This window comes from Actinocorallia herbida, assembly GCF_003751225.1.
Taxonomy (GTDB): domain Bacteria; phylum Actinomycetota; class Actinomycetes; order Streptosporangiales; family Streptosporangiaceae; genus Actinocorallia; species Actinocorallia herbida.
In genome coordinates, this window is record NZ_RJKE01000001.1 from 7,162,728 (window position 1) to 7,180,916 (window position 18,189).

The following is an 18,189-nucleotide window of genomic DNA, read 5'->3' on the forward strand; positions in this document are numbered from 1 at the left end:
TCGCTCATGGGCGTATGGCGGCCGCCGTTCGCGGCCGCCATACGGCTGGTCGGTGGGCTCAGGCGGCGCGTTCGCCGCTCACGGGGGGTGGGATCAGGGCCTCGCGCAGGACGGGCAGGGCCCGCTCGAACTCTCGCGACCAATAGGGCCAGCTGTGGGTGCCGGGGTGGAACCGGGTGGTGGCCGGCACCCCGAGCTGCTGGAGCTTGGCGGCGTAGAGGGTGTTGACGGTGTGCACGAGGGTCTCGACGGGATCGGGACCGGCGTGCGGGAGGGGGTCGAGCGGTCCGGGGGCGCCGGTGCCACAGGCCAGGTGCAGCCGCACCCCGGTGAGCTGGGTGACGAGGTCGTAGGGGTTGTGCCGCTTCCACAGGGCGCGCTGCTCGGCGGGATCCCCCCAGACGTTCGCCCAGTCGACCCTGGCCACCGCCGCCGTCAGTTCCATGAGGTCGGGTCCGTCGAGGGTGGACGCCGAGTGGTGGAGGGTGTCGACGGGGGCGCTGAAGGCCGCGACCGCGCGGAACGTTCCACGATGGCGGGCCGCGTAGGCGAGCGCGCCGCGTCCGCCCTGGGAGCAGCCCGCGACGGCCCGCGACGGACCCGCGCGGTAGCCGCGTTCGAGGATCTGGGTGAGTTCGGCGAGATGGAAGGTCTCCCAGCGCGCGCCGCCTCGGCGCGGCCGGAGCGGGTCGGTGTAGGCGGCGCACGCGCCGCCTTCGGGGAGGACGACGAGGAAGTCGTCCTGTTCGGTCAGGGACGCCACATCCGTGTGGGACGTCCAGCTCGTGTGGTCGCCGCCCGGGCCGTGCAGCAGCCAGAGCGCGGGCCAGGTGCGCGCCGCGTCACGCGCCCATCCCGGCGGCAGCAGGAGCCGGACGCGCCGGTCCTCGCCGAGGGCGGGCGAACGTACGGTGAGGTCGAGCACCCGGCCCTGCCTGCGCTCGCCGACGACCCGGGCGCCGTCGTCGGCCGAGGGCACCCGCGCCCGCGCGGGGCCGCCGGGTGCGATGGTCGCGACGGTCCTGAGGACCGCCGAGACCAGGGAGAAGGTTCCGATGACAGACCGAGCAGCCCTCCGCATAGCCGCCTCACAGTGAGATTCTTGTTCTGGTAATCGCTTTCTGCCCGGCGGAAAGGCAGTTCGCACCTGTCCGCAAAGATTTATAAGATGAAGGTCAACAGGAAGACGTATGAGTACCCGATGGTGTAAAGCGAGAACAGGCGACGGGGTGGCGTGATGCGCAGCAAGGCCGAACTCGGCGCGTCCATCCGCGCGGGCGGCAAGGCGGTCCTCATCGTCAACACCCGGTCGCGCCGCGGGCGCCGCGAGTACACCGAGGCGTTGCGGCTGCTGCTGGCGGCGCGGATCGGTTTCGTCGGGCTCTTCCCCGTCACCGAGCCGGAGAAGCTGGCCGAGGTCTTCGCCGAGGCGCTCGAGCTCGAACCGGATCTCGTGGTCGTCGGCGGCGGCGACGGCACGCTCAAGGAGGCCGTCAAGCACCTCGCGCACCGCGACATCGCGCTCGGCCTGCTGCCGCTCGGCACCACCAACAACTTCGCGCGCGGCCTCCAGCTGCCGCTGAAGCTCGCCGGGGCCGTCGCGGTGATCGCCGAGGGCAAGGTCGCGGACGTGGACCTCGCCGAGATCTCCCACCCCGACGGCTCCCCACCGGAGATCTTCGCCAACATGCTGAGCATGGGTCTTTCGGTGCAGGTCGCCGAGAACGTCCCGCACCTGCTCAAGCGCTATCTGGGCCGCAACGCCTATCCGCTGACCGCGATCGCGCGCCTCGCCCTGGACCGCGCGTTCACCGCGACGCTCACCGTCGACGGCGAGGTGCACACGCTGGAGACCCACCAGCTCAACATCGCCAACGGCTCACACCACAGCGGCAGGCCGATCGCCAGGGACGCGAGCCCGGACGACAGGCTGCTCGCGGTCTACCCGCTCGGCGGGGCGGGCCGGATCAGGCTGCTGTCGGCCACCGCGCGGCATGTGCTCACCGGGCAGTTCCGGACGATCACCCAGCCGCCGTTCCTGACGACGGGCCGGGTCGAGATCGTCACCGACCCGCCGATGGCCGCCGATGTGGACGGCGAACTGCACCCGGGCACTCCGATGACGGTCACGCTGCTGCCGAACGCCCTGCGCGTCATAGTGAAGCAGGATTTTCCCGACACGTAGTGGGACAGCGGGCCCTGGACGGCCGCCATCCGCGGGGTCAGGATGCGGGCATGGAACATGTGCGGGTGGCGATCATCGGGGCGGGTTTCGGCGGCATCGGGCTGGCCATCCGGCTGCGGCAGGAAGGGATCGGCCCCGTGCTGGTCCTGGAGAAGGCCGACGGGATCGGCGGCACCTGGCGGGACAACACCTATCCGGGCGCGGCCTGCGATGTCCCGTCGCATTTGTACTCGTTCTCGTTCGAGCGGAAGCCCGACTGGTCCCGCCGTTTCGGTGAGCAAACGGAAATCCTCGACTATTTGCGGCATTGCACCGAGAAATACGAGATCGAGCCTCGGCTCAGCACCGAAGTGCACGAAGCCGTCTTCCAGGACGGGCGCTGGCTCCTCACCACGTCGACGGGAACGGTCCTGGCCGACGTCGTCGTCTCGGCGACCGGGCAGCTCAACCGTCCGGCGGTGCCCGATCTGCCGGGCCTTGAGACGTTCGCCGGGAAGGCCTTCCACTCCGCCCGCTGGGACCACGCGCACGACCTCACCGGACGCGACGTCGCCGTCATCGGCACAGGCGCCAGCGCGATCCAGTTCGTCCCGCACGTCGCGGAGCAGGCCGGCAGCCTCACCGTCTACCAGCGCTCCGCGCCGTGGGTCGTCGCCAAGTCCGACCGGACGTACGGGCGATGGGAGCACCGCCTGTTCGCCGCGGTCCCCGCCGTCCAGGACCTCAACCGCGCCCTGATGTACACGCTGCTGGAGTCGCGCGCGCTCGGCTTCGTGTCCTGGCCCGGCCTGCTGAAGACCATGGAGCGCGGTTCGCTCAAGCGGTTGCGCGAGGAGATCGCCGACCCGGAGCTCCGCCGCAAGCTCACCCCGGACTACCCCCTCGGCTGCAAGCGCGTCCTCATCTCCGACGAGTACTACCCGGCGGTCCGGCGGCCCCATGTCGAGGTCGTCACCGACGCCGTCAAGGAGGTCAGGCCCGAGGGGATCGTCACCGGCGACGGGACGCTGCGCCGCGCGGACACCCTCATCTTCGGGACGGGATTCCGCGCCACCGAGTTCCTCGCCCCGATGCGCGTCACCGGACGCGACGGCACCACCCTCGACGAGGCGTGGCGCGACGGGGCCGAGGCGCACCACGGCATCGCCGTGCACGGGTTCCCGAACCTCTACCTGCTCTACGGCCCCAACACCAACCTGGGCCACAGCAGCATCGTCTACATGATCGAAAGCCAGATCGCCTACATCCTCGGCTGCGTCCGCTCCGGGCGCGTCCTGGAAGTGCGCGCGGAGGCGCAGAGCCGGTTCGCCGCCACGATGCGGGAGCGGTCGAAGCGGTCGGTCTGGACGGCCGGCTGCGAGAGCTGGTACCTCACCGACGGCCGCAACACCAACAACTGGCCCGGCTACACCTTCGCCTACCGAAGGGCGACCCGGCGGCCCGACCCCGCCGACTTCCAGGTGCTGCCCGCGCCCAGGGCCGCCGCCGTGCCCGACCCAGCCGTACCCGGTGGCGCGGCGGCACAGGACCTAGGGTGAGGACATGCCTACCGCACTCATCACCGGCGCGACCGCCGGCATCGGCGCCGCCTTCGCGCGGCGCCTCGCCCGCGACGGGCTCGACCTCGTCCTCGTCGCCCGCGACACCGACCGGCTGACGGCCTCCGCCGCGGAACTGCACGGCAGGTTCGGCGTCCGGACCGAGGTCCTCCAGGCCGATCTCGCCACCGACGAGGGGATCGAGCGGGTCGAAAAGCGCCTCGAGGAGGGCGTCGACCTCCTGGTCAACAACGCGGGCTTCGGCAACCAGGGCACGTTCCTCAACGTCCCCGTCGAGGACGAACTGCGGATGCTCAAGGTGCACTGCGAGGCCGTCCTGCGGCTCACCTACGCCGCCCTCCCCGGCATGCGCCGGCGCGGCAAAGGCGGCATCATCAACGTCGCGTCCGTGGCGGCCTTCCTCACGCGCGGCACCTACGGCGCGTCCAAGGCCTGGGTCGTCAGCTTCACCGAGGCACTCGCCCAGGAGATCTCCGAACCCAACGTCCAGGCCATGGCCCTGTGCCCCGGACTGGTCCGCACCGAGTTCCACGAGCGCGCCAAGATGGACGTGAGCGGGACCCCCGACCTTCTGTGGCTCGACGCCGACGCCGTCGTGAACACCGCCCTGACCGACCTCCGCCGGGGCCGCGCCGTCAGCGTCCCCGACCCCCGGTACAAGGCGATCGTGGGCGCCGCGAAGCTCATCCCGAAGGGCCTGATCGGCAGGATCTCCGCCAAGACCGCCCGCCGCTACGACTGACGCCTTTCGGCGGGCCGCTCCCCCGGCGGCCCGCCCGTCCGTCCCTTCGGGAAAGTCAGGACAAGCCCCGGCAGCCGCCCCGCTCGATAGAATCCAGCCGTGCCCGACCCGAAGTTCGAAGTCCAGATGCTGCACGACCGCGTCATGATCAAGGCCGACAAGGAGGCCGAGCGGCTCAGCAGCAGCGGAATCGTCATCCCCGCCACCGCCGACTCCAGCAACCTCCTGGCCTGGGGCGAGGTCTGCGGCACCGGCCACCACGTGCGCACCGTCAAGGTCGGCGACCGCGTCCTCTTCCACCCCGAAGACCAGCTCGAGGTGGACCTCCAGGGCGTCAAGTACCTGGTCATGCGCGAGAGAGACCTCCACGCGGTCGCCAGCGAGCGCCCGGAACACGGCACCGGCCTGTACCTCTGACGAACCGATTTCGTGGTCATCTGGTAGCGGACCTGTCGCAGTCCCACGCCACCCGACGTGGCACCCGCACCTGGAGGTGCGGGTGCCGTCGCGTCGGGTGACGACCCTCGTGGGCCGCACCTTCAGCGATCTCCATGACCGTTCGGGTGTCGCCTGCCCCTGCGCGAGGCGGCAGGGGCAGGCCTCACCCGCGGTCCTATCGGCCCGCTACTTGTTGACCTTGGCGAAGGACGCCCGGGAGCTCGTCTTGGCGAGTGACTTGTCGCGGGCCGGCGCCCCTCCATGATGGCTGTAGAAGATCCCGCTCCTGCTGTTCGAGGTCTTCTTGGTGACGACGGCCATGTGGAAGAGGTCACCCGGTTCGCCGAAGTAGATGATGTCTCCGACCTGGACGTCCGCGTACGACCATCGCCAGGTCAAGCGCTTCTTGTTCCCCTCGAAGTGCTTGTGGTGATTGACGACGGCGGACCACGTGAAGGAGTTGTCCTTGGCCTTCCGGCGGAACCGGTACCTGTCCCAGCGCTTGGTGACGCTGTTGATCGCGTCGGGCCGGTACTGCCTGTAGCCGCCGCCCCAGGAGATCGCCGACGCGACAGGGGTGTCGGACTGCAGGGCGGCCACCTCGAAGGTGTAGCCGACCGGGTCGGCCGCGACCGAGGAGGCGGCGGCGGTCAGCGTCGGAGTCGTGCTGTTGACCCGAACGCTGGTGCCCCATTGCTTGTCGCTCGGCCCAGCGGTGAGCTCGGAGAATGTCAGGCCCTTGCGGAAGTAGCCGTAGGACGCGACCGATACCGTGACGGCTGCCGTGCCGGTGTTCTTCAGCACGATCTGCCCGTTCGTGCCTAGCTCGGCCAGGGTGGCGCCGGTGGTGGCGGCGTTGGCGTCGAAGCCGAGTGTCTGCAGGCCGGGGTCGGTGGCGCCCGCCGGGTAGACACGGAGCGCTCCAGTGACGGTGCTGAGCGCGTCGATGCTGAGAGAGACCGATTTGACGCCCGTGGTGGGAGTACCGGCCTGCCCGGACACGGTGAGGGTGTGCGTCGACCCCGCGGGGATGCTGACGTTCGTCGCCAGGTCCGTCGGCTGGAGCCCACGGTAGGTGGGTCGGGGCCGGACTTGGTGAAGTAGCCGACGACGTCCACCCAGATCTTGGCCGAGAAGAGCCCCTGGTTGTGGAGGTTGATCTTGCCGTTGGTGCCGAGCTTGACCACGGCGAGGTTCTGCCCGGCGGCGGAGCTGTAGTCGATCGTGGCGTCCAGTGGCAGGGTCTCACCGGCGGCGTACACCCGGAGCGCTCCGGTGCTGGTCGAAGTGGCACGGACGTTCACGGCCACGGCCTCGACGTCCGACGAGGGCACGCCGCCCTGCCCCAGCACGGTGAGTTCGTGGTTCGCAAGCGCGCCCAGGAACTGGTTCGTGAGGATCTGGGTGGAGGAAAGCGGCACATAGGTGCTGCCGGAGGAGTTCCCGATGCCACCGGGAGTGTAACCCAGCACATCCAGGTTGATCTTGACGGGGGCGGATCCGGTGTTCGTCACCTTGATCTTGCCGTCCGCGCCGACCTTGGCGAAGACCATGTTGTGCAGGAAGGTCGCGGTCCGGTACCTGAGCGCGACGGATGTCGGCTGGCTCGCACCCGACGGGTAGACGATCAGCGCGCCGGTGGCCGAGTTGCCCTTCCCCGACACGTTCAAGGCGACAGAGCCGATCCCCGATCCGGGCAGGCCCACGGCGCCGGCGACCGTGACCGTGACGGTTCCACCCGCCGCGATCCCGGTGTTGGACGCGATCCGATGCCGCTCCGGGAAGTACTGCCCCCCCCCGGCGCCGGATCAGCCGCCGCCTGCGGCGCTATCCCCACCACGGTCGAGAGCAGGACGGTGAACGCCACGAGGACGGATCCGAAACGCTCCCAGAACCGTTTCCTACTAGAAAATTCTGCGGACACTCCTTCACCATTCCAGTAGAGATGATCTTGATAGAAAGAATGGTTAAAGAACGCCAAATAATTGTCAATGGACATGACTGGGAGTCGGTACTTGATCACTGCCCAATAAATTCGATTCGAGTGTTCGCGACAGGGATTATTACTCGATTCGGCAGGGTGCCGCGTGAAGACTTCGACGTTCCCCAAGCCGCCACGGGCACCTGAGGGAGATTCCGTCCCTGCCTGGGCATGACACCCACGAAAACCTGACCGCATTGGATGAATCTCGGCATGCCCGCGCTGTGTGCGCCCTTCCGGACCGGCGACCCAGGAAGGCGATGGACGGATATTGAATACCAGGACTTCCTTACTGTACGGTCGCTGCATGATGCTGCGGATCGCGGTCGCCGTATTGTCCGCCGGGTTGTGCGTCTCGGGATGCGAGGCTCCCGCGATGGATGACGCGACAGTGCGGCGACTGACGGAGCAGGGCGTGGATCCCGATTTCATCTTCCGGGCCGAGGTGCCCGGATTCACCGCCGAGGAGAAGACGGTAGAACCCCTCGACGGTGGCGGCTTCCGCATGAGATATGTTTCGGATTCGAATTCGGACGACCACGCGGAGTTGCAGGTCCACCCTGTCGATTTCACCGCCGAATCGTGCGCCTCCACCCCGATCCCCAACGCCGACAGTGCCGCCCCCGTCGAGTGCGTCGACAACGGCAAGGGTCTCTACCGGTCTGGCGGCGGATTCCATGAGTACGTCCACTCGCTGCAGCACGGCCATATCCGGCTGAGCGCCCCGATCGACGCCATCAGCCCCACCGACCTGCGCGACGCCCTCAACGAATCCGAGTCCCTCTGGGGCCCCGCTTCACACCCCTGACCTCCGACGGGTGCTCTCGGGCCGTGTCCACAGCGTGAAAGAGCAGAAGGAGCCCGGCGGAGCGGTCCGCCGGGCTCCCGTGATCGGGTGGTGCCGCGCTACATGGTGTTGTCCTCGGCCACGCTGGCGACGACGGCGTTGGCCGAGGTGTCGACCGCGTCGACCGCGGCACCGTCCTTCAGGACGGTCAGCGTCGGTCCGGTGAGCAAGGAGGCCGAGAACGGCTGCGTCGTCGCCGGGAGCGCGAAGACGTAGTCGACGGTCACCGTCTCCTCGGTCACGGCCTCGGCGGGGCCCACGGTGTCGGGGTCGATGTAGGTGGAGTCGGTGTAGGTGTCGGTGGTCCGGGTGGACAGGACCGCGCGGACGGTGACCCGGTTGGCCGCCGCGTCATAGCTGACCAGCGCTTCCTCGACGGTGGGTACGTCGCTCTCCCGGTCGATGCCCTGGAGCACGAGTTCTGCCTTTTCCGCCAGGAGGGGATCCCCGGTGACCGCCAGCGCGGACGAGAACAGCGAACTCTGCGCGCTCGCGGTCAGGGCGGCGGCCACGTCCGCGAAGGTGCCGTCGACGAGACCCTGCTGGGCTTCTCCGAACTGCTGGACCGCGTCGACGAAGTCCTGCACTCCGCCCGGAGCCGCAACGGCGGTGACCGGTGCCGAGGTCGTCGTCCACGGGCCAGGGCCCGCCGGGTTGACGCCTCGGACCCGGACTCCGTAGGCCTGGCCGTTGGTGAGACCGTCGATGATCACCGAAGTGTCCATGGTGGTGGCGGTCTCCACGAGGGCGCCGCCCGGGTCCAGGATCTCGACCTCGTAGGACTCCGCGTCGATGGCCTCCTCGATCTCCCAGCTCGCGAGCACACCGCCGTCTCCCGGCCGTGCGCTCACCGACGAGACCCCGCCCGGCGCCTCGGCGACCGCGTAGCCGATGGTGAGGGACAGACCGGTGAAGGAGGTGGAGCCGGTCCCCGGGGAGCGCAGCAGCACGCCTGTGTCGGCCGCAGCGGCACGGTCGTCCAGCGCGCTGCCGAGCTGGATCGCCGCCCCGTTCGCCGGGCCTTGGCCGAGGGCGTCGGCCAGGCCGGCGCTCACGACCAGCGGACCGGTCGCCGGCACGGTCATGGGCTCGATCTGGTGCACGGTGATCTGCCGGCTCGCGGCGCAGTCGCCCGCACAACCGGTGAGGGTGAGCGTCGTGGACACGATCTCGGCGCCGACGGGCACCTGGGAGAGGTCGACCCGCAGCCGTGTGACGGTCTCGGCGTCGTCCGTGCCGCCCAGCTGGATTCCGGTCGCGAGCGGCAGCGCGCAGGGCACGCCCGCGCGGGCGGTGGCACCGATCGGTGCGGTGTCGAGGGTGAGCTTGTCGGCTGTCACGGCCAGCGAGGCGGGGATGGGGGCGGGGGGGGCGCCTCGCCCCAGGTGAGCGGCTGGGCCGCGGTGCGCGGGGAGCAGGTCGACTCCGCGCACGACTCCATCTGCCAGGTGTAGGGATCGCCCGGCTCGATCAGGTAGGTGGGCACCCGAAGGGAGACGCGCTGTCCGCCGTCCACGGTCCCCTCACCGAGCGGAGAGGGCCCCGCGCCTACAAGTTGAACGACAGCATGGGATATCCGAAGGTCGACAAGATCGTCGCGCTGCCCAATGCCGCTTCGTCCGGGCAGGATCTCTTCCAGAGCCGCGCGACCGGCCAGAGCAATCTGATGTTGTGGACCGAATGGCGTGTCGGGACGGTGAAGAAGGCCACCGCCTCCGGTGAGAAGCCGCTCAAGGTGTTCGGTTCGGGCAACTGGCCGAACATCACCCGTGTGAAGAGCTTCAGCAACTGGACCGACGGGCGCTACGCCGTCTGCCAGGGGATCAAAAACGAGGAGTACTGCACCAAGGACCGCGCCAAGGTACTCAACGCCGATGGCACCAAGGCCTACGAACTGGGCCAGAACAACGACCGTTATTACAAGGTGCGCCCCTTCTTCTGGGTGGGCTGGTAGACGAAGATCGTGCGGACATGTTGAGTCAACGCCCCCGGAAGCGAGAATGCGGATGATGAGAGCAGCGGGTGCCGCGGCGTCGACGGTGGCGGTCATGGTGGCCGTTCCGTCGGCGGCGGCCGGCACCGGTCAGGCGGCGCAGTGGCGCCTCGTGAAGACGGTGGAGCCCAGGTACGGGAAGGGATTCTCGGGGTTCGACCAGGTGCTCGCGCTCGGCCCCAAGAGCGCGTTCGCCTTCGGTCAGGGCAACGGCGCGGAGTTCTCTGCGAAGCCGACCAGCGATCTGCTGGCGTACCGTTTCGACGGAGCGGCTTGGCGGCACACGAAACTGCCGGCCGAACTCGGCAACGGGTTCGGTCCGGTCGGCGCGGCGGGCCGGAAGTCCGTGTTCGCCGTGGCCGTCTTCCAGCGTCCGGAGGCTCCCTCCCCGCCTCGCGGAAGCCACTACTCCTCCACCCTCGTGCGGTGGAACGGGACCAAGTGGGCGGTCATGAAGAAGTGGCAGGGGTACTCGGTCCGATCCATGGCCGTGCTCGGGGGCAAGAACATCTGGGTGTTCGCTTCCCGGGTCGCCGAAGGCGGCTTCAAGTCCGTGGCGCTGCACTACGACGGTAAGGGGTGGAAGGAGCGTTCGGTCCCCTACGTCGTGGCCGCGGTCACGAAGGGACCCGAGGGGAGGACGTTTGCAACCGGCTACAAATCCTCCAAGAACCTCCCGGAAGGCGGCGGAGCGCCCGCCGCGTTGCGGTTCGACGGCAAGCGCTGGACTCGTCTGTCCGACCCGGCCTGCCATGGCGCGACCCTGCTCACCACGCACCAGGGCAAGCCGGTCGGAACCTGCCTGAAGGAGAACGCCCAGACGGTGTCGGTCGGCACCTTCGTCGCCTGGAACGGCTCGTCGTGGAAGGCCGAGAGGCCCTCCCTCGCGCGAGGCTGGGACCTGGGGGAACCGGTCTCCGCCCGCGACGGAGGTCTCTGATTCATCGGTGTGAACTGGAGCGACGAGTCGCGGGCCCTGTTCCACCGCTCGTCGTCCGGCGTCTGGACCCGGACCGCGGTCTCCCCCGAGCCGCTCAGCGGTTCCGACACCGCCGCGCTGCATACCCGCCACCTCGCCGCGATCCCCGGGACCAGGTCCCTGCTTCGGGCCGGGACCATCGACGTCGAGGGAGATCCGGTCGGCGCGATCGCCCGGACCGACAACCCCTGACAGGGCCGACGGCCGGGGACCGTTCGCGGTGCGGGTCAGGTCTTGCGGGCGAGGAGGCGGTAGGTGTTGGCGCCCTTGTCGGTGCGGGTGATCCGGGCGGCCAGGGCGAGGTCCAGCGCGAAGGACGCCACGGCGAGGGGCACGACCGCCAGGTAGGCGACGGTGCGGGCCGCGGTGCGCAGGGCCCGCAGCCGGCCCGGCTGCCAGGCGCTGTCCTGGCCCGGGAAGAGGCGGTTCATCAGGATGCCCAGGGCGGGGAAGAAGTCGGCGGGTCGCAGAAATGGGCCATGAGAGCGGTCACCGGCCCGGTGCGGGATCGGGGGTCCCGCACCGGGGTGGGGTCAGGGCGCGTCGGAGCGGAGTTCGCCGCCGAAGGCGACGGAGTCGGGCGGGTACTCGGCGAAGAAGATCTTGATGAGGTCGGGCGGGCAGTCGTAGGCGGCGGCCAGGGCGGCGGTGACGGCCTCGGCCGCCCGCCTCTTGCGGGTGACGTCGCGGGGCAGTTGCTTGATGGTGACGATCGGCATGGGGCCTCTTCCGTTCACGAGGGTCGTGCTGACGGGGAGAGTCCATCGGACGGCGGCTCCGCGACCAAGGGCCGATCCGTTCCCGCAGCGATCACGGTTCCTTATCGCCGCAGGCCAGGAGGATTTCCGACGTCCAGGAGCAGTCCGGACGGACGGCAAGGTAGGTCGTGAGCGCCAGGGGCGGCTCCATCGGGAGGACCGCGACGCGGGGCCGGTGGAGGCGTTCGGCGTGGGCGGCGTAGACCACGGTCCACAAAGGCTCGCCCGCGCCGATGAGCGCGAGGGCGTCGTCCAGGGAGGCGGGCTCGGCGACGACGCGCTGGCCCGGGCTCGCCGTCTCCATCAGATCGGCGAGCGGCCGGTTGCGGCGCCGGTCGGCCAGCCGCAGCGGCAGCGCGGCAAGGTCCGCCAGCCGGACGGCGCCCGCCTCGGCGAGCCGGTGCCCGGCGGGCAGCGCGGCCAGCAGTGGCTCCTCCCAGACCGGGTGGAGGTCGAGGCCGGGGTGGTCGGCGACGCCGCGCACGAACGCGGCGTCCAGCGCGCCGGCGGCGACCCGGTCGAGCCGCCGCGGCCCGCCGTCCAGGTCGACCCGGACGCCGGGCAGCCGGTCCAGGACGCGGTCGAGATGCCGACCGAGACCGGCGCTCGTCCCGAGCCTGAGCCTGCGGACCGGGGCCACCGACGCACGGGCCCGCTCGACCGCCGCGAGCACGGCGCGCGCCTCGGCGAGGAACCGGACGCCCTCCGGCGTCGGGCGCACCCGGCGCGAGGTCCGGTCGAACAGCGGCACACCGAGTTCCCGCTCCAGCCGCCGCACCTGCTGGCTGACCGCGGGCTGCGCCACGTGCAGCCGTGCCGCGGCCCTGCCGAAGTGCAGCTCTTCGGCCACCGCCACGAAGCAGCGCAGTTCCCTCAGTTCCACCCGCCCATTCAACCCGCGCGCGGGCACGGTCGCGACCGGCGGACGGGCCGTCAGGGCGTGGGGAGGCCGGTCATGTAGGGCGAGTAGGTGCAGCTCACGGAGACGTAGTCGCCGTTCTCACTGGTGCCGTCCTGGACCACTTCGCCGTCGACCGTGATGCGGCAGCGGAGCTTGCTGGTGACGGGGCCCGCGCTGACCGACACGGTCAGGAAGGTGAAGCGGTCGGCCGTGAACTTCTTGGTCCAGGGGAGCTTGACCGTCCCAGAGGAGGAGCCGCCGGTCGGGGACATGTACATGACGCGCGCGTTCGACGCGTGGCCGGTCAGCGTGTAGACGATCTCTCGCTTGTCCGGGGTCTTCGGCGGTTCCGGCGTGACCGGCCGGACCGGCGAGGACGCCGTCACCGGGGACACGCTCCGGCCCGCGGACGGGTCGCCGCCCGGCAGGCCGTTGACCGCGAAGAGGACGGCCAGGCCGGTCACGGTGAGCGTGAGGAGCACCGCCCCGACCGTCAGCGCGGTGGACGGCTCCCAGCCGCGCGCGGGCGGCTGCGGCGGCATGGTCGGTGCGGGGAACTGGGGCGGCGGCGGTGTGCTCGCCCCGGCCGACGGCGGCGGAGCCGGACTCGGGAAGGCGCCCCCGGTCGGCGCGCCCTCGCGCGGCAGCTCCCGAAGGTAGGACGCGACGGCGGCGGCACTGGGCGGACGCTGGTCCACCGACTTGGCCAGCAGCGCGAGAACGAGGTCCTCGAGTCCTTCCGGCACCTCCGGCCGGCGCGACCTGACGCGCGGGGGCGGCTCGTTCAGATGCGCGTAGAGCAGTCCGGGCAGGCCGGTCTCCGACGCGAAGGGCGGGCGCCCGGTGAGGAGCTCGTGCAGGACGCCGCCGAGCGCGTAGAGGTCGGAACGGAAGTCCGCGGGGTCTCCCCGGAACTGCTCGGGGGCCATGTAGAGCGGGGTGCCGAGCGAGCCGCCGTCCCGGGTGAGCCTGGTGGCCTCGACGGTGAGGCCGGCGATGCCGAAATCGAGCAGCTTGAGGCGTCCGTCCTTCAGCACGAACAGGTTCGCGGGCTTGATGTCGCGGTGCACGATGCCCTGCGCGTGCGCGGTGGCGAGGGCGTCGGCGAGCTGAAGGGCGAGTTCGACGGCGCGGGGCACCGGCATCCCGTCGGGGTACCTCCCCAGGACGGTGCGCAGGTCCTCGCCTTCGAGGAGCTCCATCACCAGGTAGGTGAGGCCGTCCTCGTCCTGCCCGATGTCGAAGACGACGGTGATGCCGGGATGCTGGAGCGCCGCCGTGGCCTCCGCCTCCCGTTCGAACCGGGCGAGGCCGCCCTCGGCGACGGCGATCTCCGTGGGCAGCACCTTCACCGCGACCGCGCGGCGCAGCCGCTGGTCGATGGCGCGCCACACCTGGCCCATCCCGCCGCGCCCGATCAGGGACTCCAGCCGGTACCTGCCGCCGAGTTCCCGGCCGACGCTCGGACCCGAGCCGTCCTCCACCCCGCCCCCCTTGATCACCGACGAGCCACTCATGGTGCCACGAAAGACGTCATTGTCCATATGCTCCGGCAAAGAGGGTCTGCGACCCCGTCGTCCCCCCGGCCGACACGGTCGACGGCGTGGAGCGGCGGACCGGGATTTCGGACACCGGGACCCGACCTGAAGCGGATTTCGACGCGTCGCCGGGGAGCGCGATCAGGCCCCGGGGCGGGTCACCATGAGGACGGCGACGGCGGCCCAGAGGAGGTTGAAGATCCCCGTGGTCATGTGCAGCCGGGCGGCCGTCCCGGGGGCGTCGGACGGGACGTCCAGAAGATGTCGCTGAGCGGGCAGGACGGCGAAGGCCAGGACTCCCGCCGCGAGGGCGGTGAGGACGATCGAGACCAGGAGCCACGGGGCGGTGAGGACGTCGAGGGCGAGCGCGGTGGCGAAGCCGAAGACGGGGATGGCGAGACCGACCAGGGAGTAGCCCCGGCAGATGCGGTGAAGGAGGGCCGTGGTGGGCGCCTGATCCCGGGCCTGGCGAGGAAAGAGGGACGAGGCGACCGCCATGGGGCCGATCGCCAGGAGCGCGGCGAGGACATGGAGGGTGAGCAGGAGTTCCGTCATGGGTCGGGCTCCGGGGCGTGCGTCGATGGATTGGCTGCCAACCTGTCTACCACGCCCGGACGGTCTTGGGTAGGCTGCCTACCCATGAAGGCGGATTCCGTGCGGGGGCACCTCGACGCCCTGCTGCTCGCGGCGCTGGAGGCGGGCCCCGCCCACGGGTACGCGATCATCACCGCGGTCGAGGAGCGCAGCGCCGGGGCGCTGGAACTGCGCAAGGGGACCGTGTACCCGGCGCTGAACCGGCTGGAGCGGCTGGGGCTGCTGCGCAGCGCCTGGGAGGCGTCCGGGGAGCGCAGACGGCGGCGGTACGAGCTGACCGACGCGGGCCGCCGCACGCTCGCCGAGGAGCGCACCTCCTGGCGCGCGTTCACGACCGCGATCGACGCGGTGCTCAACCCGTCGCCGGCGCCATGACCCGGGCGAATCGCCCGTCGGCCGTTCCCCCGGAGGCCGACGCGGTCGGCGCCTACCTGGCCGACCTCTCCGCCGCGCTCCGCGGCCCCCGGACCGCCCGGGAGAGGCTGGTCGAGGAGATGCGCGGCGACCTGGCCGAGACCGTCGCGGTTCACGTCGGCGAAGGGATGCCCGCCGAGGAGGCGGGCGCCGAGGCCGTCCGGGAGTTCGGGCCCGTGACGGAGATCGCGGCGGCCTGCCAAGAAGAGCTGACCGTCGCCCAGGCAAGGCACACCGCGAAGGCCGTCGCCTTGGCCGTCCCCGTGCTGCTGGCCTGCTGGTCGCCGCTCTGGCCGACCGGGCACGCCGTCGAACTGCTCGCCGTGCCTTCGGCCGCCACCGCGGGCTGCGCGGCCGTGCTCGCGTTCCTCGTGCTCGCCACCACGGGCCCATCGTCGCCCCGCCTGCCTTCCGCGGCGCTCCTTCCGCGCGCCATGGCCTGGGCGGGGACGGCGGCGGCCGCCGCGATCGCGCTCGGCACGGCGGCCCTGTGCGTCTCCGCCGCGAACGGCCCCCCGCTCGCCCTCGCCGTCGGTGCGGCCCTTCTCGGCCACGGCAAGGTCGCCGCCTCCGCCCGCCGCTGCCGCGACTGCGCTCGCCTCGCGCCCGCCTGAGGCTTCGCGCTCTCGACGGATCGCCCGTGGAGGGACGAAGGTGGGGGAATGGAAGATCTTTCTTGTGACGTGCTGGTCGTCGGCGGGGCCGGGGTGGACACCATCGTGCGGGTCGAGCGGTTCCCGGCGGAGGCGGTCGACTCGGTGATGGCGCCGGGGATCGCGGACCACGCGGGGCACACCGGGGCGGGGGTGGCGCTCGGGTGCGCGGCGCTGGGGCTCGGCGCGCGGCTCGTCGAGTTCCTGGGGGACGATCCGCAGGGGGATCTCGTGCGGCGGCGGCTCGCGCGGGGCGGGGTCGTGCTGAGCGCGCTGCCCGCCTCCCGGACGCGGCGGGCCGTCAACTTCGTGGATTCGGCGGGGAGGCGGATGTCCTTCTATGACGGGGAGGACACACCGGAGATGCGGGTCTCGAAGGAGGTGATGGGCGGCCTCCTCCGGGGAGCCCGTCACGTCCACGTGTCCATCATGGACTTCGCGCGGCACGTCTATCCGCTGCTGGAAGGCGTCTCCACGTCCACCGATCTGCACGCCTGGGACGGGGAGGCCGCCTATCAGGAGGACTTCGCGTACTCGTCCGACCTGGTCTTCCTGAGCGCGGCGTCCTTGGGGCGGCGTACGCCGGACGTCATGCGCAGGGTCCTTGACCGCGGCCGGGCGCACACCGTCATCGCGACCGACGGCGCCGCCGGAGGCATGTACCTCACCCGGGAGGCCCCCGAAGTCCGCCCCTACGCCCCCGCCACGGGCGCCCCGGCCGTCGATTCCAACGGCGCGGGCGACGCCTTCGTCTCCGGCTTCCTCTACGCCCGCCTCAACGCCCTTCCCCTGGAGACCGCCCTCCGCTACGGCGCCGTCGCAGGCCACCACGCCTGCACCTCGCAGGGCACCCATGCAGACCCGATCACGCTCGCCACCTTGCGGGACCGGCTCTGACGACCCGGGGAGGGACCGGGAGGAAGCAGGACGGTTCGATCATGGGGCGGGCTGGATTATATTTTTCTACGTTCCGTAGAAATACGTGTCGCCGGTCCCCCGAGCGCGGCGTTCCCCCGGAGGAGTCCCATGTCCCCCAGTCAGAAGTCGGCGCGCGAGACGCGGCAGCGGGTCGCCGAGATGCGCGCGCGGGAGCAGGCGCGCGAGCGGCGCAAGAAGATCCTGGGGATCTCCGCCGCCGCGGTGGCGGGGGTCGGCGTGGTCGCGGGCCTGGTGTTCATGGTCGCCCAGCAGGAGTCCGCGCCCCCGACGAAGGCCGCGCCCGTGACGTCCAGCGTGCGCGCGGACGGGGTGACGATCTACGAGGGCCTGACGGCGGACCACGTCACCAAGGACATGCAGTACGGGCAGACCCCGCCGGTCGGCGGCGATCACGACGCCGTCTGGCAGAACTGCGGGATCTACCCGGGCCCGCTCCGCGACGAGAACGCCGTCCACGCCCTGGAGCACGGGGCCGTCTGGATCACCTACGCGGAGAGCCTCGCCGAAGACCAGGTGACGCGGCTGCGCGACCTCGTCCGGGGCAAGCCGTACCTCCTGCTCAGCCCGCACGAGGGCGTCACCGACGGGATTTTCGCCAGCGCGTGGGGCGCCCAGCTGAAGGTCACCGACCCGGCCGACGCCAAGCTCACCGCGTTCATCACCGAGTTCGCGCAGTCGCAGAACGCCCCCGAGCCCGGCGCGCCGTGCACCAACGGCACCGGCACGCCCGAGGCCTGATCACAGCAGGCAGCCGCCCAGCACCGCGGGCGTCGCCGCCCACAGCGCCGCGGAACCGGCGTACACCGCGGCCCGCTGCCAGCCCGGCATGGGGGCCGCGGGCGCGGTGAGGCGGCGCACCCGAGCGACGACCGAGCGTTCCGCCGCGCCCAGCGCGGGCGCGGGGACCGACGCGGCCTCCGCGCGCCCCGCGGCGAGCCGGACCAGCGCCGACGCGACGGTCCGGCCGCCGTGCCTGGCCCGCGCGTGGTCGTCGGCGAGCATCTCCACCAGCCGCGCGGCGCTGTCGTGCGCGCTGCGGAAGGCGGTGAACCGCGGCAGCGCGGCGGCGAGCGCGTGGAACGGCAGGAGCAGCAGGTGGTGACGGCCCCTGGCGTGCGCGCGCTCGTGGTCGAGGACCGCGGCGAGTTCGGCGGGTTCCAGCAGCGCGAGGAGCCCCGAGGTGACGACGACGCGCGGCCGGAAACCGGGAAGGCAGTAGGCCGCGGGGACCGCGTGCTCGACGACGAGCGCCCCGTCGCGTCGGGCGACGGCGACGAGGTCGACGCGGTGCCGGTGCCTGCGCCGGGCCCGGACCTGTCGCGCGAACGCGTGCCCGAAGACCGCGGTGATCCCGCCGACCACGGCGGCCGCCCATGCCAGGGCGACGATCTCGGCCGCGCCCATGCCGCGCAGCGGGTCGCCTTCGAGGGTCTGCGCCGCGAAGACCCGCAGGCTGCAGTGCAGCGTCGCGGCGAGCGGCGCGACCGCGACGGCGAGCAGCCCGCCGACGACGCTGAGGGCCGCCGCGCCGGTGACCGCCTGCCAGAGGGCGAGGGCGGCGCGCGGGGCCCGGTCGCTCCAGGCGGCGCGGGCGAGCAGGGCGGGCAGCGGCCCGAGGAGGACGGCGCCGAGCGCGAGCAGCCCTGCGGCGACGCAGACCCCGGCCAC

Annotated in this window: 23 protein-coding genes; 12 read left to right on the forward strand and 11 right to left on the reverse strand. The window is 71.4% G+C overall.

Features of this window, described 5'->3' with window-relative positions:
- Window positions 1-58: 58 nt before the first annotated feature.
- Window positions 59-1,081 carry an alpha/beta hydrolase gene (locus EDD29_RS32670; protein ID WP_123668122.1) on the reverse strand — a complete coding sequence of 341 codons (1,023 nt, stop codon included), beginning with the start codon at window positions 1,079-1,081 and terminating at the stop codon, window positions 59-61.
- 156 nt (window positions 1,082-1,237) lie between these two features.
- On the opposite strand from EDD29_RS32670, the gene EDD29_RS32675 reads away from it, so the two are divergent.
- From EDD29_RS32675 to EDD29_RS32690, 4 genes are all read left to right on the forward strand, one after another.
- Window positions 1,238-2,185, forward strand: coding sequence for a diacylglycerol/lipid kinase family protein (locus tag EDD29_RS32675; RefSeq protein ID WP_123668123.1), 948 nt, complete (start codon window positions 1,238-1,240; stop codon window positions 2,183-2,185).
- A 50-nt stretch (window positions 2,186-2,235) separates the two neighbouring features.
- Complete coding sequence (locus EDD29_RS32680) at window positions 2,236-3,723, forward strand: flavin-containing monooxygenase (RefSeq protein WP_123668124.1); 1,488 nt, start codon at window positions 2,236-2,238, stop codon at window positions 3,721-3,723.
- Between the two features lie 4 nt (window positions 3,724-3,727).
- Window positions 3,728-4,486, forward strand: a complete 759-nt coding sequence (locus EDD29_RS32685) for an SDR family NAD(P)-dependent oxidoreductase (protein ID WP_123668125.1) — start codon at window positions 3,728-3,730, stop codon at window positions 4,484-4,486.
- A gap of 99 nt (window positions 4,487-4,585) precedes the next feature.
- On the forward strand, window positions 4,586-4,903 hold the full coding sequence (locus EDD29_RS32690) for a GroES family chaperonin (protein ID WP_211360059.1): 318 nt from the start codon (window positions 4,586-4,588) through the stop codon (window positions 4,901-4,903).
- 207 nt (window positions 4,904-5,110) lie between these two features.
- Here EDD29_RS32690 and EDD29_RS47275 read toward each other — a convergent pair whose 3' ends face one another.
- Both EDD29_RS47275 and EDD29_RS47280 read right to left on the reverse strand, forming a co-directional pair.
- The gene (locus EDD29_RS47275; protein ID WP_342774482.1) at window positions 5,111-5,728 is read right to left on the reverse strand and encodes a DUF1287 domain-containing protein; all 618 of its coding nucleotides are present in this window, start codon (window positions 5,726-5,728) and stop codon (window positions 5,111-5,113) included.
- 17 nt (window positions 5,729-5,745) lie between these two features.
- Window positions 5,746-6,594 carry a hypothetical protein gene (locus tag EDD29_RS47280; protein WP_246053123.1) on the reverse strand — a complete coding sequence of 283 codons (849 nt, stop codon included), beginning with the start codon at window positions 6,592-6,594 and terminating at the stop codon, window positions 5,746-5,748.
- A gap of 618 nt (window positions 6,595-7,212) precedes the next feature.
- Here EDD29_RS47280 and EDD29_RS32700 point away from each other — a divergent pair.
- Window positions 7,213-7,713 carry a hypothetical protein gene (locus EDD29_RS32700; RefSeq protein ID WP_123668127.1) on the forward strand — a complete coding sequence of 167 codons (501 nt, stop codon included), beginning with the start codon at window positions 7,213-7,215 and terminating at the stop codon, window positions 7,711-7,713.
- 98 nt (window positions 7,714-7,811) lie between these two features.
- On the opposite strand, the gene EDD29_RS32705 is transcribed toward EDD29_RS32700, so the two are convergent.
- Both EDD29_RS32705 and EDD29_RS45020 read right to left on the reverse strand, forming a co-directional pair.
- Window positions 7,812-9,092, reverse strand: a complete 1,281-nt coding sequence (locus EDD29_RS32705; RefSeq protein WP_148086169.1) for a fibronectin type III domain-containing protein — start codon at window positions 9,090-9,092, stop codon at window positions 7,812-7,814.
- Window positions 9,089-9,268, reverse strand: coding sequence for a hypothetical protein (locus EDD29_RS45020; RefSeq protein ID WP_148086170.1), 180 nt, complete (start codon window positions 9,266-9,268; stop codon window positions 9,089-9,091). The genes EDD29_RS32705 and EDD29_RS45020 overlap by 4 nt, the downstream gene beginning before the upstream one ends.
- Before the next feature lie 51 nt (window positions 9,269-9,319).
- On the opposite strand from EDD29_RS45020, the gene EDD29_RS32710 reads away from it, so the two are divergent.
- From EDD29_RS32710 to EDD29_RS32720, 3 genes are read left to right on the forward strand one after another with little or no spacing between them, the layout of a single operon-like run.
- Window positions 9,320-9,706: a hypothetical protein gene (locus tag EDD29_RS32710; RefSeq protein ID WP_123668129.1), complete on the forward strand. Its 387-nt coding sequence runs from the start codon at window positions 9,320-9,322 to the stop codon at window positions 9,704-9,706.
- Between the two features lie 55 nt (window positions 9,707-9,761).
- Window positions 9,762-10,685, forward strand: a complete 924-nt coding sequence (locus EDD29_RS32715) for a hypothetical protein (RefSeq protein WP_148086171.1) — start codon at window positions 9,762-9,764, stop codon at window positions 10,683-10,685.
- A gap of 9 nt (window positions 10,686-10,694) precedes the next feature.
- Window positions 10,695-10,916, forward strand: a complete 222-nt coding sequence (locus EDD29_RS32720) for a hypothetical protein (RefSeq protein ID WP_123668131.1) — start codon at window positions 10,695-10,697, stop codon at window positions 10,914-10,916.
- A 35-nt stretch (window positions 10,917-10,951) separates the two neighbouring features.
- Here EDD29_RS32720 and EDD29_RS32725 read toward each other — a convergent pair whose 3' ends face one another.
- The 5 genes from EDD29_RS32725 to EDD29_RS32745 all read right to left on the reverse strand — a co-directional run bounded on the left by EDD29_RS32725 (window position 10,952) and on the right by EDD29_RS32745 (window position 14,476).
- A complete protein-coding gene (locus EDD29_RS32725) occupies window positions 10,952-11,155 on the reverse strand; it encodes a hypothetical protein (RefSeq protein WP_123668132.1) in 204 nt (67 codons plus the stop codon).
- Between the two features lie 102 nt (window positions 11,156-11,257).
- Window positions 11,258-11,443 carry a tautomerase family protein gene (locus tag EDD29_RS32730; RefSeq protein ID WP_123668133.1) on the reverse strand — a complete coding sequence of 62 codons (186 nt, stop codon included), beginning with the start codon at window positions 11,441-11,443 and terminating at the stop codon, window positions 11,258-11,260.
- Between the two features lie 91 nt (window positions 11,444-11,534).
- Window positions 11,535-12,365, reverse strand: a complete 831-nt coding sequence (locus EDD29_RS32735; RefSeq protein WP_123668134.1) for a LysR family transcriptional regulator — start codon at window positions 12,363-12,365, stop codon at window positions 11,535-11,537.
- A 50-nt stretch (window positions 12,366-12,415) separates the two neighbouring features.
- Entirely contained in the window at window positions 12,416-13,900 is a 1,485-nt protein-coding gene (locus EDD29_RS32740) for a serine/threonine-protein kinase (protein WP_170201678.1), read from the reverse strand.
- Between the two features lie 162 nt (window positions 13,901-14,062).
- On the reverse strand, window positions 14,063-14,476 hold the full coding sequence (locus tag EDD29_RS32745) for a hypothetical protein (protein ID WP_123668136.1): 414 nt from the start codon (window positions 14,474-14,476) through the stop codon (window positions 14,063-14,065).
- An 84-nt stretch (window positions 14,477-14,560) separates the two neighbouring features.
- On the opposite strand from EDD29_RS32745, the gene EDD29_RS32750 reads away from it, so the two are divergent.
- From EDD29_RS32750 to EDD29_RS32765, 4 genes are all read left to right on the forward strand, one after another.
- Window positions 14,561-14,890 (forward strand): PadR family transcriptional regulator, encoded by a 330-nt coding sequence (locus tag EDD29_RS32750; protein WP_123668137.1) that lies wholly within the window; start codon window positions 14,561-14,563, stop codon window positions 14,888-14,890.
- Complete coding sequence (locus EDD29_RS32755) at window positions 14,887-15,543, forward strand: permease prefix domain 1-containing protein (protein ID WP_123668138.1); 657 nt, start codon at window positions 14,887-14,889, stop codon at window positions 15,541-15,543. Before EDD29_RS32750 ends, EDD29_RS32755 begins: the two co-directional genes overlap by 4 nt.
- Before the next feature lie 48 nt (window positions 15,544-15,591).
- Complete coding sequence (locus EDD29_RS32760; RefSeq protein WP_123668139.1) at window positions 15,592-16,479, forward strand: carbohydrate kinase family protein; 888 nt, start codon at window positions 15,592-15,594, stop codon at window positions 16,477-16,479.
- 129 nt (window positions 16,480-16,608) lie between these two features.
- Window positions 16,609-17,259: a thioredoxin-like domain-containing protein gene (locus EDD29_RS32765; RefSeq protein ID WP_123668140.1), complete on the forward strand. Its 651-nt coding sequence runs from the start codon at window positions 16,609-16,611 to the stop codon at window positions 17,257-17,259.
- Here EDD29_RS32765 and EDD29_RS32770 read toward each other — a convergent pair whose 3' ends face one another.
- Entirely contained in the window at window positions 17,260-18,189 is a 930-nt protein-coding gene (locus tag EDD29_RS32770; protein WP_123668141.1) for a M56 family metallopeptidase, read from the reverse strand.

Excerpts from the sequence above, each read along its gene's own strand:
- EDD29_RS32715 (WP_148086171.1), top strand. The coding sequence starts at position 9,762 with ATGAGAGCAGCGGGTGCCGCGGCGTCGACGGTGGCGGTCATGGTGGCC.
- EDD29_RS32750 (WP_123668137.1), top strand. The coding sequence starts at position 14,561 with ATGAAGGCGGATTCCGTGCGGGGGCACCTCGACGCCCTGCTGCTCGCG.
- EDD29_RS32670 (WP_123668122.1), bottom strand. The coding sequence starts at position 1,081 with ATGCGGAGGGCTGCTCGGTCTGTCATCGGAACCTTCTCCCTGGTCTCG.
- EDD29_RS32710 (WP_123668129.1), top strand. The coding sequence starts at position 9,320 with ATGGGATATCCGAAGGTCGACAAGATCGTCGCGCTGCCCAATGCCGCT.
- EDD29_RS32685 (WP_123668125.1), top strand. The coding sequence starts at position 3,728 with ATGCCTACCGCACTCATCACCGGCGCGACCGCCGGCATCGGCGCCGCC.
- EDD29_RS32725 (WP_123668132.1), bottom strand. The coding sequence starts at position 11,155 with ATGAACCGCCTCTTCCCGGGCCAGGACAGCGCCTGGCAGCCGGGCCGG.
- EDD29_RS32730 (WP_123668133.1), bottom strand. The coding sequence starts at position 11,443 with ATGCCGATCGTCACCATCAAGCAACTGCCCCGCGACGTCACCCGCAAG.
- EDD29_RS32680 (WP_123668124.1), top strand. The coding sequence starts at position 2,236 with ATGGAACATGTGCGGGTGGCGATCATCGGGGCGGGTTTCGGCGGCATC.
- EDD29_RS32755 (WP_123668138.1), top strand. The coding sequence starts at position 14,887 with ATGACCCGGGCGAATCGCCCGTCGGCCGTTCCCCCGGAGGCCGACGCG.
- EDD29_RS32760 (WP_123668139.1), top strand. The coding sequence starts at position 15,592 with ATGGAAGATCTTTCTTGTGACGTGCTGGTCGTCGGCGGGGCCGGGGTG.
- EDD29_RS32765 (WP_123668140.1), top strand. The coding sequence starts at position 16,609 with ATGTCCCCCAGTCAGAAGTCGGCGCGCGAGACGCGGCAGCGGGTCGCC.
- EDD29_RS32745 (WP_123668136.1), bottom strand. The coding sequence starts at position 14,476 with ATGACGGAACTCCTGCTCACCCTCCATGTCCTCGCCGCGCTCCTGGCG.
- EDD29_RS32740 (WP_170201678.1), bottom strand. The coding sequence starts at position 13,900 with ATGAGTGGCTCGTCGGTGATCAAGGGGGGCGGGGTGGAGGACGGCTCG.
- EDD29_RS32675 (WP_123668123.1), top strand. The coding sequence starts at position 1,238 with ATGCGCAGCAAGGCCGAACTCGGCGCGTCCATCCGCGCGGGCGGCAAG.
- EDD29_RS32700 (WP_123668127.1), top strand. The coding sequence starts at position 7,213 with ATGATGCTGCGGATCGCGGTCGCCGTATTGTCCGCCGGGTTGTGCGTC.